Source organism: Methylobacterium sp. CM6244 (genome assembly GCF_054817885.1).
The window spans coordinates 409,163-424,423 of the sequence record NZ_CM139247.1 but is presented as its reverse complement, the minus strand read 5'-3'; the positions used below and the strand labels follow the sequence as shown (position 1 = coordinate 424,423).

Genomic DNA, 15,261 nt, shown 5'->3' with positions numbered 1-15,261 from the left:
TTGAGCGATACCCTGGAACGGCACGAATTCGGTGCCGAGGTCGGCCGGCTGTTGGACCTCGTGGTCCATGCCCTTTACTCCGACCGTGAAATCTTCCTACGGGAACTGGTGGCCAACGCCGCCGATGCCCTGGACCGGCGCCGTTTCGAGGCGCTGACGCAATCGGTCTCGGCGCCGCCGGCCGACGCAAAGGTCACGATCACCCCCGAGAAGACCGCGCGCACGCTGACGATCTCCGATCCCGGCATCGGCATGACCAAGGCGGAGCTGGCGCAGAATCTCGGCACCATCGCCCGTTCCGGCACCCGCGCCTTCAGCCAGTCGCTCGGAGATGCGAAGGCCGAGGACAAACCCAGCCTGATCGGCCAGTTCGGCGTCGGCTTCTACTCCGCCTTCATGGTGGCCGACCGCGTGACCGTGACCTCTCGGCGCGCCGGCTCCGACGAAGCCTGGACCTGGGCCTCGGAGGGCCAGGGCAGTTATACCCTGGAACAGGCGACACGCGACGAGCCCGGCACCGACATCGTCCTTCATCTCAAGGAGGATGCCGACGAGTATCTGGAGAGCTACCGGCTCGACCACGTCGTGCGCAAATGGGCCGACCACATCACCGTGCCGGTCGCCATCGTCGCCGAGGGCAAGACCGAGACCGCGAACCAGGGCACGGCCCTGTGGCGCAAGTCGAAATCCGAGGTCACCCCGGAGCAGTACACCGAGTTCTACCGCCATGTCGGCATGAACTTCGACGAGCCCTGGGCGACCCTGCACTGGCGGGCGGAAGGGGCCCTCGAATTCTCGGCGCTGCTGTTCATCCCCGGCATGAAGCCGTTCCAGGCGGTGGAGGGCGAGCGCGCGAGCAAGGTCCGGCTTCACGTCCGGCGCATGTTCATCACCGACGAGGCCGAGTTGCTGCCGACCTGGCTGCGCTTCGTACAGGGCGTGGTCGACACCGAGGACCTGCCCCTCAACGTCTCCCGCGAGATGCTGCAGGCGACGCCGGTCCTCACCAAGATCCGTCGCGCCGTCACCGGTCGCGTCCTCTCCGAACTCGGCACCCGAGCCAAGGATGCGGAGGGCTACCAGTCCTTCTGGGAGAATTTCGGCCCCGTCCTCAAGGAAGGCATCTACGAGGATTACGAGCGCCGGGGCGAGATCGCTCCGCTTCTGCGCTTCCGCTCCTCGGCCGTGGAAGGCTGGACCTCGCTGCCCGATTACGTCTCGCGCATGAAGGACGGTCAGGAGGCGATCTATTACCTCGTGGCCGACGATGCCGACGCCCTGGCCTCCTCGCCGCAGCTCGAGGGTTTCCGCGCCCGGGGCGTCGAGGTTCTGCTGCTCTCCGACCATGTGGACGCGTTCTGGCCGGAGCAACTCGGCCGGTTCGAGGAGAAGCCCCTGCGTTCGGTGACCCAGGGCGGCCTCGACCTCTCGAAGATCGCCGCCACCGAGGAAGCCGGCGAGGCGCCCGCCTCCGTCGATGCCCTCGTCGCCGCCCTCAAGACGGCGCTCGCGAAGGACGTCGCCGACGTGCGAACCACCGACCGGCTGGTGGAGAGCGCCGTGGTGCTCTCGGCCTCCGGTAGCGGACCCGACCTGCAGATGCAGCGCCTTCTGCGCCGGGCCGGGCGTGGAGCCGGCGGATTACCGATCCTCGAGATCAACCCGCGCCACCCGCTGATCGCCTCCCTCGGCGCCAAGGCGGAAGCCGGGGAGGATGTGGCGGAGGCCGCCGGCACACTCGTCGATCTCGCCCGCATTCAGGACGGCGACACCCCGCGCGACCCCGTGGCCTTCGCCCGCAAGGTCGCTGCTGCCCTGGCCCCCGGCGCCTGAACGCACGACCGGAGGCGCCTGCCGGGAGCAGGCGCCTCCGTTGGCCAGCCATGAGTACCGATGCGGTTCTCGACTTGCGCTTCACGTCTTGCGATCTCCGCCGCACTCGTGCTAACGAGCCTTCGTCTCATCGAGGCGCCCCGCGGAGAGGTGGCAGAGCGGTTGATTGTACCGCACTCGAAATGCGGCATGGGTGCAAGCCCATCGGGGGTTCGAATCCCCCCCTCTCCGCCAATCAGCCTGAAAAGCCTTATTTTTCAGACGCTCCCAAGGGAAACAGCGACTTCGCGGCCGTTCGGTGGTACACACGGGTGGTACACGCGTGGTTCTGGCAATGTCACGTCCCTGGCCCCATCCGAAGACCGGCGTCTTCTGGTTCCGCAAGCGGGTCCCGAAGGACCTGCTGGCGCTCGTCGGCAAGCGGGAGGAGAAGGCTAGCCTCGGAACGAAGGAGGTTGGCGAGGCCAAGCGCCGCCACGCTGCGCACGCGGCGCTGGTGGAGGCCCGCTGGGCGAACCTGCGGTCCGGCGTACAGCAGCTGAACATGCTTGAGGTCCATGCCATCGCGGGCGAGTTCTACGATAACCTCGTCCCTAAGTTCCGAACTGGCCAGTTCTCCCCCGTCTTCAACCTGCTCGCGACCGGGGTCATCGAGCGCTTCATCGCCGATACCGGTTCAAAGCAGCGCACCGAGTTCATGCGCTTCTACGGGGCCGAGATCGACGGCCACCTTGCCCGCAAGGGGTTGCTCGTGCACCCCGAGTCGCGCGGCGCACTGGATTACGCGATCGCCAAGGCGATCCTCCAGGCCGTCGAGCAGAGCCTAAAGCACCTAGACGGAGATTTTAGCCCGGACCCGATGGCCGGGCGCTTTCCAAAGATGCCGTCCAAGCCAGCGGCTCCCATCCTACCCCTGGAGGAGTGGTTCGCGAAGTACGCAGAGGAATCGAAGCTCTCAGCCTCTACGCGGAAGCGCTGGCGGCCGGCCTTGGCGACGCTGGAAGCCTCCGTGGGCCACGACGACCTCGCCCGCGTCACCCCGGACGACGTCTCGAATTGGGTCGACACGCTCAAGATCAAGGGGCGCAGCAACAAGACTGTCCGCGACGTCTACCTCGCCTCGGCCAAGGCGCTGTTCGGTTGGCTCAAGGGCGAGCGGAAGATTGCAATGAACCCATGCGCGGACGTCCGGGTGAAGGTCGTCGAGGGGGAAGTGCTGCGCGCCCGCGACTTCACCGAGGCCGAGGCGTCGAGCATCCTCGCGGCAGCTCTTGCCCCCCATGGCGGGCGCCTCAGTCCAGAGCATGCGGCGGCCCGCCGGTGGGTTCCGTGGCTGTGTGCCTACTCCGGCGCGCGGGTCGGCGAGATTACCCAGTTGCGCCGCAAGGACGTGCTCGAACAGGGAGGGGTGCCGTATCTCCGCATCACCCCGGAGGCGGGCACGGTGAAGACGGGGCAGTTCCGGGACGTTCCGATCCACCAGCACCTGATTGAGATGGGGTTCCTCGACTATATCGGAACGCGGACGGGTCCCTTGTTCTTCGACCCGGCGCGCGGACGCGGCGGCTCGGCTGCCAACCCAATGTCGAAGAAAGTCGGCGAGCGGCTGGCGGCGTGGGTCCGCAAGCTTGGGATCGACGACGTCGGCGTCGATCCCAACCACGGCTGGCGGCACAGCTTCAAGACGCGCGGCCGCGCGTGCGGGATGCGGGAGTCGGTCCTGGACGCCATCCAGGGGCACGCTCCTCGAACGGAGGGCGGGAAGTACGGGGGGTACACTCTCGAAACCAAGGCTTCCGAGATGAAGCTGCTCCCGCGCTATGCCGTCACTTTAGCTTGAGCGGGGAGGTAAGGGCTGAGCCGAGGCTCACAAACGGACTGTCCATTTATACCCCCTCTTTCGCCTACCATCGGTTACCGGCATGTGGGCATCGTATGCAATTGCTGTGTCTCATACCTCATCGGTCCGCGTTGCTTGAAAGTAGTGGCCCCAAGACATTGAGCTCAAGCCGGCACCCCCAAAGCCTGCGTCGCCATGGTCCGAAAGTCGGCAACCATAGTCTCCACGGCGACCCGATCCGGTAGGGTCGCGAGATCGACCTGTCGGCCGACGATGCGGAACGGGCCTTGCGGGTGCTGCACCGGCGTCCCATCGACGTCGGGCCACGGGCCGCGCTCCCAGACCCAGTTGTACCAATTCTTCGAGACACCTTCGTCGCACAGCCACATGTAGAGCCATAGCGAGGAGGTACAGGCGTCAGCCGGCTCGAAGAGTGCGGGATCGACCTCGCCTTGCTCGTTGTAGCCCTCGTGCCCGCTGTCGACACGAACGCGAAGTTCCACCATCCATTCGCCGGCCTTCGGGGCGTTCCGGTCGGCGCCTCCGGGCAGGAACAGAAAACAGACCTCGGCAAGTGGAAGGAAGTCCCAGGCCCAACGTTTCAACGGGTCGCCGGTCAGTTGCGGCGGTGGATCGCTGACCCTGGGGCGCCACGCGTAAAACTCGTGCTCGGGGAAGGAGCCCAGCACGACCTGCGCGAGGTCCAGGACGCGACGCTGGTACGACCAGACCAATCTGTACGCCTTGCGGACGTCGGTCAGGGCCTCGGCAAGTGCGGGATCCACATCCGGCATGCGTCACATCCTTCGTAGGGCCCCGTGGGATGCCGGTCCCGAACGCATGCTCTCTATGCGCGCGAGCCAGCCGGCGATGTAATCGGGACGGGCTCCACGCTCCTCCCGTACTTCCTCCGGTGCCCGGAGAGAAGAGGCTGCGAGAGCCTCCTGCGATCGTTCGAACGTTGCCCGCTCCCTGGCGAGAGTCCTCATCTCACGAACGTGGAGGTGGCCATGCAAGGCAAGCGCGTCGAGGATGTCTCCGACGACGCGCCGGTCCCGGTCGTCGAACGTCAGTTGCGCCAGCGTATCTGTCAGGTCGCGCCAGTCCATCGCGACAGCGCGAAAACCCTCGGGCATCGGATCCGGGTACGAGCCGAGGATCGTAGCGACCTCCAGGAGCGGAGCCTTCCCCCACCTGCCGACGGCGAGGAGTACGACGTCCGTATCGCAACCTTCGTCGGGGTATATCTCCGCATGGGCGCGCCACTCCCGCCCCCATTGCCAGCGGTCATGCCCGCCCCCGCGTTTGCATTCCACGATGAGATCGACGCGTCGCGGAGGCTCGCCAATTTCGAACCGCATGAAGACGTCAGGCTCGACGCTCCGCATGCCGGCGGCCGTGGTCAGCGACCATCCAGGCCAGAATTGTACCGCCGTCAACCTAATCGGTTCAGTGCCGACAGGCAGTTCGGCGCGCGTGGCGCATCTCAGAGTGGCCCAGAGGAGGACCGGATCGAGGTAGGCGAGACGCGAAAAAACTGCAGCCGTAAGCGGATCCTCGGCGCTACGGAAAACGCTCTTGAAAGAATCACCTGGTCGCGCGGTTTCCGGCAGACGCCGCCCTTTTCCCCCAAGAATAGCTTTCAGCATGGCGTCTTCTGAACCTTCTTGACGCTCCGCCGTCGTCGCGAACGATGTCCGTCAGACCCTCGGCCCTACGGATCGATACCACCATCCTCTACGCCCGCTGAGCCCCCTCAACTCCATATTTTCGAGCGCGTAGGTCGAAGGCCTTCAGGCCACCTTCCATGATCCGCGTAACGGCTTGCCTTACGGCAGGCGTCTCGATCGCACCATCGACCTCGACACGCACATGCGTCGTACCTTCCGGAGCGCGGTCCTCAGCGATGGTCGAGACCATGGTGACGACCTTGTCGGCATCACCATTGACGACGAGGTTCGCGTTGTGGGTCGAGAAGATGATCTGGCGAGAGGTTTTCGAGGTGCGGATCCTCTCGACAATGCGCATGATCACACGATTGTCGAGGTCGTCCTCCGGCTGGTCAACGATGAGCGTCCCCGCCTCCTGGCGGAGAAGCAGCTCCAGAAGAGCCGAGGCCTGCTGCCCGGGTGATGCCCGTGCAAAAGCGATGTTCTGGCCGTCGCTGACGTAGTGTCCGTCGTCAGATGATTTGGGACATTCAGCGGTGTTCAGGAGCAGAGGCTCTGGTCCATCTGGGGTAAGAGGTTAGGCGGCCTGCGCGTGGTGGCGCAAGCGGCGATCCATCAGGGTCTGGCGCTTGATGCGTTCCCGCTCGGCCAGGATCCCTTCGCCGCATCCGAAGTAGACGTCAGCGGGCGTGAGGTTGCTCAGGCTCTCATGGGCTCGGGCATGGTTGTAGTGTTCGACGAAGTCGGCAACCTGCGTCTCCAGCTCGCCGGGCAAGTAGGCGTGTTCGAGCAGGATGCGGTTCTTGAGCGTCTGATGCCAACGCTCGATCTTGCCCTGCGTTTGAGGATGGCATGGCGCGCCGCGGATGTGGGTCATGCCCCGTATACTGAGCCAGTCGGCCAAGTCGCTGGCGACGTAGCTCGGCCCGTTGTCGGAGAGTAGGCGTGGCCGATGCATCACCCGCGCCTGATCGAGCCCAGCCGCACCCAGCGCCAGGTCGAGCGTGGCGGTGACGTCGCTGGCCTGCATCGTCGTGCACAGCTTCCAGGCGACGATGTAGCGTGAGAAGTCGTCCAGCACCGTCGACAGGTAGTACCAGCCCCAGCCAACGACCTTCAGGTAGGTGAAGTCCGTCTGCCAAAGCTGGTTGGGCGCGGTGGTCTTATCGCGGAACTCGTCGGCGGCCTTGATGACGATATAGGCCGGGCTGGTGATCAGGTCCTGAGACTTGAGCAACCGTTAGACGGTCGCTTCCGAGACGAAGTAGCGACGCTCGTCTGTGAAGCGCACCGCCAGCTCACGCGGACTGAGTTCAGGCTGCTCCAGAGCCAGGGCAACGATCTGCTCGCGGATCTCCGCAGGCAGGCGGTTCCAGACCCGGCTCGGCCGCGAGGGATGGTCATTCAACGCCTCGGGGCCGCCGCGCTGGTAGGTGTCGTACCACCGGTAGAACGTCGAGCGCGTGATGCCGAGCTTGTCCAGGCTGGCACGCACCGGCAGATGGGATTGCTCGACCAGCCGGATGATCTCCAGCTTCTCGGGGGCCGGGTACCTCATGCCTCGTCGCCCCCAGCCCCGCTCATGCTTTTTTTAAGCAGACGGTTCTCCAGCACGAGATCAGCCACGACCTCTTTGAGCGCCCCCGTCTCGCGGCGCAGATCCCGCACTTCATCCGTGGTGGCCGCACGAGCCGTGTCGCCGGACAGGCGCTTCTTGCCAGCCTCCAGGAACTCCTTGGACCAGCCGTAGTACATCGAGGCGACAATCCCCTCACGTCGGCACAACTCGGCGATGCTGTCCTCGCCACGCAAGCCTTCCAGCACCACGCGGATCTTCTCCTCGGACGAGAAATGCCGACGTGTGGCCCGACGTATGTCCTTGATCACCGCTTCTGCCGGCTTCTTGGCCGGTCCGGATGTCTGCTTCATCTTCGCTCCTCAGGGGCTACGATGAACCAGTCATCCTCCGTTCGTGAAGACCCTCAATCTGTCCCACAGGTGCTGACGTCGGACAATTGAGCGCGCCTTTTTAAGCCAGGAAATCTTCCAGGGGGAAGTGATCGATCTCCCCACCGAACGCATCACGGCGCGTGATCGGTTCTCCATAAGGGTAAACCCCGAAGCATCGGACTAACTGCCTGAGCTGAGCCAACGCAAGCTGAAGCTCCGTCGCGTGGCTCGCAGTCAACGATACGTGGCGAAACCGCTGGCGTTTTCCATTTCGAAGCGTCGGTGCCGGCAACCTGAGCTATCGATTTGCCTATCCTCATCCACTACGGCGAAGCCCCGAGCTTTGTAGAACTGCACGGCAGAAACATTCTGCGCGAAGACGTGAAGCCAAAGGATCTGGTGACGATCTTGTGCCGCCTGCAGGAGGGCCGATGCCACACCCCGGCTGACATGTGGGAGATCTACGTACAATGCTGAAATGTAATCTCCATCATCCACGGTGATGAAGGCAATCACGGAGCTATCCACCTCTATTATCAGAGTTTCTGAGTGCCTCAGTAGAAGTGCCAGATGCTCACGAGCAGCGGTTTGCTCCCGGCCCTCCAAGAACGAATGCGAGATCGGGAACGTCCTGTCAAAAACCGCGAGGGCCGCAGCCTCGTCGTCTCCACACCTGCAGGGACGGATATGCATGTCTTGCCGGTTTCTTCCTAGATTGTCAGCCGTAACGCCCAAGGCGAGGGAAGTGCCTCAACTGAGCAGATACGCTTCGCAACGCTGAGACACATTTCAGCGACATCCCGGCCAGCATTGCATTGCGATCCCACCACTGCGCCGACGATGATGTTTAGCACTCTCGCGGATTGAGTGCTAAGGCTACGTTGCGGGGTTAGCTGTAGGACTTTTACGGTCGCCTCTCCTGCAATTCCGCGCCGTACTGGCGACGGTTGATCGCCAGGAAACCGGATCCAAAACATGAAGTTTCGCCCCCTACACGACCGTGTCGTCGTCCGCCGCATCGAAGGCGAAGAGAAGACCAAGGGCGGCATCATCATCCCGGATACCGTCAAGGAGAAGCCGCAAGAGGGCGAGATCATTGCCGTCGGCCCTGGCGCTCGGGACGAAGCCGGCCGGATCAACCCGCCTGATGTGAAGGCTGGCGACCGGGTGTTGTTCGGTAAGTGGTCTGGCACCGAGGTCAAGATCGACGGTCAGGACCTTCTGATCATGAAGGAATCCGACATCATGGGCGTCGTCGCCTAGGTCGGTTGCGTCGCTCGCAAACCCAATGACCTGCCCTTTCGAGGCGGCCGCTGTGGCGTGCCTCAGGGCCTTACATCACTGAAGAGATCACCCCCATGGCTGCCAAAGACGTTCGTTTCTCCGTCGATGCCCGCGAGAAAATGTTGCGCGGTGTCGAGCTTCTTGCCAGCGCCGTGAAGGTCACGCTGGGGCCCAAGGGTCGCAACGTCGTCATCGAAAAGAGCTACGGCGCGCCTCGCATCACCAAGGACGGCGTCACCGTCGCCAAGGAGATCGAACTCGCCGACAAGTTCGAGAATATGGGCGCCCAGATGGTGCGCGAAGTGGCCTCGAAGTCGAGCGACATCGCCGGCGACGGCACCACAACGGCAACCGTGCTGGCTGCCTCCATCGTCCGCGAGGGCGTGAAGTACGTGGCTGCCGGCATGAACCCAATGGACCTGAAGCGTGGCATCGACCTCGCTGTTGCGGCGGTCGTGAAGGACATCGGTGAGCGTGCCCGCAACGTGGCCTCCTCCGAGGAGATCGCCCAAGTGGGCACGATCTCTGCCAATGGCGACAAGGAAATCGGCGAGATGATCGCCCACGCCATGGAGAAGGTTGGCAAGGAAGGCGTCATCACTGTCGAAGAGGCCAAGAATGCCGAAACCGAGCTCGACGTCGTCGAGGGCATGCAGTTCGACCGTGGGTATCTCTCGCCGTACTTCGTCACGAACCCAGAGAAGATGATGGCGGATCTCGAGGATCCCTACATCCTCATCCACGAAAAAAAGCTCGGTTCGCTTCAGGCCTTACTGCCCATCCTCGAAGCCGTGGTGCAGACGGGTAAGCCGCTGCTCATTATCGCCGAGGACATCGAGGGCGAGGCGCTTGCCACCCTCGTGGTGAACAAGCTGCGCGGCGGCCTCAAGGTAGCCGCTGTGAAGGCTCCGGGCTTTGGTGACCGTCGCAAGGCCATGCTCGAAGACATTGCCCTGCTGACCAAAGGCCAGATGATCGCCGAGGATCTTGGGATCAAACTCGAGAACGTCACCCTTGAAATGCTGGGCCACGCCAAGCGGGTGCGCATCGACAAAGAGACCACCACGATCATCGACGGTGCCGGCGACAAGGCCGACATCGAAGCACGTGTGGCGCAGATCAAGGCGCAGATCGAGGACACCACCTCGGACTACGACCGTGAGAAGCTCCAGGAGCGGCAGGCCAAGCTCGCCGGCGGCGTCGCCGTCATTCGCGTCGGCGGCTCGACCGAGGTCGAGGTCAAGGAGAAGAAGGACCGCGTTGATGATGCGCTTCATGCGACCCGTGCGGCGGTCGAGGAAGGCATCGTGCCCGGCGGCGGCGTAGCGCTCCTTCGCGCCAAGGCCGCGGCTCAGGGTCTTACCAACGACAACCCTGACGTTCAGGCCGGCATCAAGATCGTGCTGAAGGCGCTCGAAGCCCCGATCCGTCAGATCGCCCAGAACTCGGGCGTCGAAGGCTCGATTGTGGTCGGGAAGATCCTTGCCAACTCCTCAGCGACTTATGGCTTCAACGCCCAGACTGAGGAATACGTTGACATGCTCCAGGCCGGTATCGTTGATCCCGCAAAGGTCGTGCGTGCAGCACTACAAGGTGCAGCGTCAGTTGCTGGGCTCCTGGTCACCACTGAAGCCATGATCTCGGATGCTCCGAGGAAGGAAGCGCCGGCGATGCCCGGTGGCGGCGGTGGTATGGGCGGCATGGATTTCTGATCCGCGTAAAAACCCAAGCTATCCGGTTTGATAGGGCCGCCTTTTGGGGCGGCCCTTTTCAATATGGCATGCCACTCAATCGGCTACGAAGCCTGTTTCGGCTTGCTACCTGTACGAACTCCCCGCAGTCCGGTTTCGGGATCGCGGGTGCGTGGCGGCCTGATGAATCGGCTCGGGAATAGGAAGGGGCTCCGCGCATGCCGATCAGCAGGAAGGATCTGGCGGATGCGGGCTCGCTGGAGGCGCTCGTCAAACGCATCTTACAGGCCGAGCCCAACCTTCTGGTACCCGTGCCGATCCAGCAGCTATGCGCGCGCCTCGGAATCCTGAGGATCGACGACCTCGACGCCGATGGGTTCGAAGGCGGCCTCGCGACCGACGCGAAGCGGTCCGAAGGGATCATCCTCGCCAAGCGCGGGGGCGAACCGCGTCGCCGCTTCATCATCGCGCACGAACTCGGCCACTTCCTGATGGCGCACCATGTCCCGGATCAGCCCGGCCGGTTCCTTTGCAAGAGTTCTGACCTACTGCGCGTGCAAGCGAAGGAGGGCGACCAGCGGCAGCGCAGGGAGGTCGAGGCCAACCCCTTCGCCGCTCTCGTGCTGATGCCCCCGCACCTGCTGCGAGGTGCCATGGCAGCCTTTCGCGAGCCCAATCTGCAGCACGTTCTTACGCTCGCGCGCGATTTCGGGGTCGGTAAGGAAACGGCGGCTCGGGCCTACGTGCAGTACCACCCCGAGCAGATCGCCATCATCGTGGCGGGCAATGGTCGGGTGCAGCGGTGCTACCGCAGCCTCTCATTTCCAACCATCACCTGTGCAGGTGGCAGCCCGGTCCCGACAGGCTCGCGCTATTATAGCAGTTCGCATCGGCCTAACATCGCGGGCGACATCGCCGCATGTAGTGCCGATCTCCGGATCGATGTAAGGCGCGACCTCCGCGCGCCGGCCCTCTACGAGCAGGTGTACCGCCAGCAGAACGGCTTCGCGATGATCCTGCTGCGTCTGGAACCCATCCCGGAAGAGAGCGCGGAGGAACGCAGGCTGGAGGAGGGATGGCGCTACCGCTTCTACTCGGGGCGAAGGTAGCTGAGACCCATGCCGGATTGGATCGGGCGGGGCACTGGTTTCTGGCGATCTCGCGTGGCTTAGGCGGCCTCTGGGGGATGTGCCTCAATTCGGGCCACAGGTTCATCCGTTATCACGAATTAGGTGCTGAAGGCCTGCAGCTATCGCCGAGCATCCGAGCGCGACCATTATCAGCCGCGACCGTTCGGGGGCCTTCCGCTATTTGGCGCGCGATATAGACACACTTCAACCGGCTCGCGTCGATCTAATGTACGAAGGAGAAGGCCCAGGGGACAGGCCGCCCATCGTGGTGTGCTCCAGTCGCAATCCTCAAACGACGCCCTATTTCAAAGCCGACGAACTCATGCTCAACCGGCGGCGGTGGGGATGTTTTACACCGTCATTTGGCCTCGCCGGCATCAGCCACCGCGACAGGCGGCTCAAGCGCCTGCGCCAACGCCGACTTCGTCGCGCCCCCGGATCTCGCAGCCTGAACCGCGAGCTTGTCCGCCCTGTCGTTGAAAGGGTCGCCGCCACTATGACCCTTCACCCAAACAACCCGAAGCTTGATGTCTGCGCTGACTGCCGCGAACTCATCCCAAAGATCGCGGTTCGCTGCGACAACAGCGCCCCGGTTCACCGTATTTGCGATGTATTGCGAATCGGTCCGGATGATGACGGACGAGCCGCCTCCGGCATGTTTTAGCGCCTCTATCACGGCGCGCAGTTCCATCCTGTTGTTTGTTTCGCCAGCCACGTAGCCAGACCGCTCGACATTTGGCGAATGAACGACGAACGCCCAGCCACCCGCGCCTTGATCTCTCCCCTTCCGGCGGCCCTGTCCTTGGATCGCGCCATCCGTCGATATCGTGAGGGCTTTGGCGCCCATTCTCGTTCGCGGAAGAGCTGCAAGTTTCACGGGAAGGTCGTCGAGGGATTTCTTTCTTACGTCTTCTAGAAGACAAATCCCGCCGAGCCGGCGCTTCGTCTTCCAGTCGGTTCCCCGAAGTTGCCTGGCAAACCAATCTCGAAAATCGACGAGCCTCTTCTCGATTGCTAGATCGAGGTCCATCGTCGTTTGGTTCGCAGTACTATACGAGAAAGCCTCACCCCATCCACGGATAACACGGTCAATGGTGGCCTGTGTCTGCACGTACTTCTTTTTGGCGGCAAAACACTATCCCTGTCGTTTTACCTCAACGATATCATCTCGGCCGGATCTAAGATGGTCGGCGACAACGCTTTCTAGCTTCTGCCTTGCCTTGGCAGACGGTTGCAGCAGAGCCGGGAATATGTCGTACCCCAGGAATACGAACCCCTTATCGACATGGCCGTAGGCCGCCTTATCCTTCGGTGTCTTTCCATTGAAGGGGTCGTGACTTTTCAAGTTCAGACGTTCAAGCGCCCTTCTGGCACTATCGTAAGACTTCGCCGCCTGACTTTCGGACTCAGCCAGTATTACAAAATCATCGATGAAGCGGATGCAGCGTATCCCTCTTGTATTGAATTCTTGGTCGAAATCTTTCAGCAGAATATTCCCAATGAGCGGGGAAAGCGGCGAACCTTGCGCCACTCCCTCGTTATCCGTTGGAAAGACACGTCGATCCTCCCCGAGTGTAGTCTCATTCGAGAGAACGACAGCGGTTGCTTCAGTAAGGACCCGAATGAATTCCGGTTCTTTTATATCGGCAGCAATTCTCTCGATGACTTGAACACGTGGGATGTGATCGAAAAAGCCAGAGATGTCTGATCGAACGAAATGCCTTTTGCCCTCCGAGATCGCATCATGGATCAACTTCAGGCCGTGAGGAACACTGCGTTCAGGGACGCCGCCTACGCTCGTGGGTTCGTTGATCACTCGCTGTACGAGTGGCGATTTCACTTGAAGGTGATTGAGCAGCGCGCGTTCGACGACACGATTTTCCACGGAGGCCATGACGATACCTCGGTGTCCGCCGCTCGATTTTTTGACCAGAACACCCTTTTGAGGCGCGAACTGAAATTTCCCCTGCCGAACTAGCTTCTGGATTTGTCTTAGCTTTTGTTCGGCATGCTGCCCGAAACTATCGATTGCTGCTCGTGTCTCTTCTGCAGACGACAGGCGGCCATTCGACCTAATCTTATGCCATGCCGCCTGCAGATTTCTAAGAGTGGTTGTTTCGTCGAGGTGTTTTCCCAAGTTAAATAAGCTCTGTCTTGGTGGACGACTTCGGTTGCCTTCGCCCTACCTCTGTAGGCTCGACGCTCAACAGGACCTCGGCCTGCAATCCGAAGACCGCCGACCTCGGCACCCCATAGGCTGCTCCTGGCTTTGACCCCAAGCGCAAGCCCGGCTGACAACATCACTCCGGCGCTCAATGTGAACCCGGCGACCGCCACCAACCAAAACGCTGCCGGCACGCGTGCTCCGGCTAAGCTTCGCCGGCCAGGTTGGCTGGCATGTTTTTGCATGCGGGCATCGTCGTCACATCCTTCTCCTAGCGGAGCTTAGCCTTTTTGGCCGGGATGCAAGCGGTTCTGTCGCACACCTCCCGGACGGAGCCGTAAATAGTCCTTTGTGACCACCCGAAACTTCATCTCGATATCGAGATCAAGGGCTATGGTCGTAACAGAGGTAAAGCCCGTCCGACGCTCAACAGGACCTCGGCCTGCAATCCGAAGACCGCCGACCTCGGCACCCCATAGGCTGCTCCTGGCTTTGACCCCAAGCGCAAGCCCGGCTGACAACATCACTCCGGCGCTCAATGTGAACCCGGCGACCGCCACCAACCAAAACGCTACGCCAACCGATGCCGCAGCTCGTCGAATACAAGCGGTCTGCGCGGTGATAGTGCCGTGAAAAGTTACGCAGATGGTTCGCCACGGTGCGAAGGCGCGGAGGCGATCTACCTATTAAGGTAGTCCGTTTGGGACGCCGCCGTGTCGGAATCCAACGACGAGTCCTCTTTCCACGTTCGATGGGATGGCGACGAGGTCGCCTCGCTAAGAGCGGGAGCATAGGCCACCTGCCACCTAGACAGATACATCCGGCCGCGGATGCCGCGGTGCTTTCGACCGGGAATCCGCTCCGTAGTGCGTCTAGCCAATCCGCTATTCACGTCACATCGCTTTGTGGCAACTAATTGATCTGCTCGTAAGGCTGAGTCAGGCAGATAGCAGATCGCCCGCCCCTGGGCGTGCGGCCAACTTTCGCTCAAGGCTCATAGTGGACGCCGACGTGTTTGAGTAACTTTAGGGTATACCCTGACGTGACGTAACATGGCCCGCACCGGCCGTCGTAACATCTGGGTTGACACCGGCTATTTGTGACACTGTAGCCTCGGGCCTAAAGCTTGAGGTTACAAATCATGGCCCGCATTGGTTACGCCCGCGTCAGCACGCTCGATCAGGATCTTGATGGGCAGGTCGCCCGGCTGAAGGCTGAAGGCTGTGGGGTCATTCGGTCGGAAAAGGTTTCGGGCGGCAGCCGCGACAACCGCGCCGAGTTGGCGACAGTGCTGGAGTTCCTACGGCCGGGCGATGAACTGATGGTCACGCGCCTCGACCGCCTTGGCCGCGATACCCGAGACGTCCTCAATCTCATTCACGAGGCCGAGCAGCGCGGCGCCCACGTCACCGTGCTCGACCCGCACGTCTCGACCCGGGGCGAAATGGGCCATGTGGTCCTGACTGTGCTCGGCATGGTCGCGCAGATGGAACGACGATTCATCAGGGAGCGCCAGCGCGAGGGCATCGAACGCGCGAAGGGCAGTGGCGTGTATGCCGGCGGCAAGCGCCGCCTCGACCGCGAGCGGATCAAGGCGATGGCTTCGGCAGGTGATGGGGTCGCGACGATTGCCGCCGCTTTGGCCTGCTCCCGTATGCAGGTGTATCGGGTAATCAGAGAGCCCTGACGGGCCGACTGT

The 15,261-nt window shown here is 62.4% G+C and carries 12 protein-coding genes, 1 tRNA gene and 1 pseudogene; 7 read left to right on the top strand and 7 right to left on the bottom strand.

Annotated elements, in window-relative coordinates; genetic code table 11:
- The 3 genes from htpG (at position 1) to ACYQML_RS01950 (ending at position 3,673) form a co-directional block, all read left to right on the top strand.
- A complete protein-coding gene (htpG, locus tag ACYQML_RS01960; RefSeq protein ID WP_056454820.1) occupies positions 1 to 1,833 on the top strand; it encodes a molecular chaperone HtpG in 1,833 nt (610 codons plus the stop codon).
- A gap of 144 nt (positions 1,834 to 1,977) precedes the next feature.
- A tRNA-Ser gene (locus ACYQML_RS01955) sits at positions 1,978 to 2,067 on the top strand.
- 100 nt (positions 2,068 to 2,167) lie between these two features.
- The gene (locus tag ACYQML_RS01950; protein ID WP_461234534.1) at positions 2,168 to 3,673 is read left to right on the top strand and encodes a DUF6538 domain-containing protein; all 1,506 of its coding nucleotides are present in this window, start codon (positions 2,168 to 2,170) and stop codon (positions 3,671 to 3,673) included.
- Between the two features lie 164 nt (positions 3,674 to 3,837).
- Here the strand turns inward: ACYQML_RS01950 and ACYQML_RS01945 are convergent, their stop codons facing one another.
- From ACYQML_RS01945 to ACYQML_RS01925, 5 genes and pseudogenes are all read right to left on the bottom strand, one after another.
- Complete coding sequence (locus tag ACYQML_RS01945) at positions 3,838 to 4,467, bottom strand: hypothetical protein (RefSeq protein WP_461234533.1); 630 nt, start codon at positions 4,465 to 4,467, stop codon at positions 3,838 to 3,840.
- A gap of 3 nt (positions 4,468 to 4,470) precedes the next feature.
- A complete protein-coding gene (locus tag ACYQML_RS01940; protein WP_461234532.1) occupies positions 4,471 to 5,061 on the bottom strand; it encodes a hypothetical protein in 591 nt (196 codons plus the stop codon).
- A gap of 349 nt (positions 5,062 to 5,410) precedes the next feature.
- Positions 5,411 to 5,824: an AAA family ATPase gene (locus ACYQML_RS01935; protein WP_461235639.1), complete on the bottom strand. Its 414-nt coding sequence runs from the start codon at positions 5,822 to 5,824 to the stop codon at positions 5,411 to 5,413.
- Between the two features lie 96 nt (positions 5,825 to 5,920).
- Positions 5,921 to 7,272 (bottom strand): annotated as a pseudogene (locus ACYQML_RS01930) (IS3 family transposase).
- A 255-nt stretch (positions 7,273 to 7,527) separates the two neighbouring features.
- On the bottom strand, positions 7,528 to 7,986 hold the full coding sequence (locus tag ACYQML_RS01925; RefSeq protein WP_461234531.1) for a GNAT family N-acetyltransferase: 459 nt from the start codon (positions 7,984 to 7,986) through the stop codon (positions 7,528 to 7,530).
- Positions 7,987 to 8,268: 282 nt separating this feature from the next.
- On the opposite strand from ACYQML_RS01925, the gene ACYQML_RS01920 reads away from it, so the two are divergent.
- The 3 genes from ACYQML_RS01920 to ACYQML_RS01910 all read left to right on the top strand — a co-directional run bounded on the left by ACYQML_RS01920 (position 8,269) and on the right by ACYQML_RS01910 (position 11,377).
- Positions 8,269 to 8,556, top strand: coding sequence for a co-chaperone GroES (locus ACYQML_RS01920; RefSeq protein ID WP_207412317.1), 288 nt, complete (start codon positions 8,269 to 8,271; stop codon positions 8,554 to 8,556).
- A gap of 95 nt (positions 8,557 to 8,651) precedes the next feature.
- Positions 8,652 to 10,289, top strand: a complete 1,638-nt coding sequence (gene groL, locus ACYQML_RS01915; RefSeq protein WP_461234530.1) for a chaperonin GroEL — start codon at positions 8,652 to 8,654, stop codon at positions 10,287 to 10,289.
- 197 nt (positions 10,290 to 10,486) lie between these two features.
- Complete coding sequence (locus ACYQML_RS01910; RefSeq protein ID WP_461234529.1) at positions 10,487 to 11,377, top strand: ImmA/IrrE family metallo-endopeptidase; 891 nt, start codon at positions 10,487 to 10,489, stop codon at positions 11,375 to 11,377.
- A 379-nt stretch (positions 11,378 to 11,756) separates the two neighbouring features.
- Here ACYQML_RS01910 and ACYQML_RS01905 read toward each other — a convergent pair whose 3' ends face one another.
- Both ACYQML_RS01905 and ACYQML_RS01900 read right to left on the bottom strand, forming a co-directional pair.
- Positions 11,757 to 12,428 (bottom strand): ribonuclease H family protein, encoded by a 672-nt coding sequence (locus ACYQML_RS01905; protein WP_461234528.1) that lies wholly within the window; start codon positions 12,426 to 12,428, stop codon positions 11,757 to 11,759.
- Positions 12,429 to 12,533: 105 nt separating this feature from the next.
- A complete protein-coding gene (locus tag ACYQML_RS01900) occupies positions 12,534 to 13,535 on the bottom strand; it encodes a reverse transcriptase domain-containing protein (protein WP_461234527.1) in 1,002 nt (333 codons plus the stop codon).
- 1,168 nt (positions 13,536 to 14,703) lie between these two features.
- On the opposite strand from ACYQML_RS01900, the gene ACYQML_RS01895 reads away from it, so the two are divergent.
- A complete protein-coding gene (locus ACYQML_RS01895; protein ID WP_461234526.1) occupies positions 14,704 to 15,249 on the top strand; it encodes a recombinase family protein in 546 nt (181 codons plus the stop codon).
- The last annotated feature ends 12 nt before the right edge of the window (positions 15,250 to 15,261 follow it).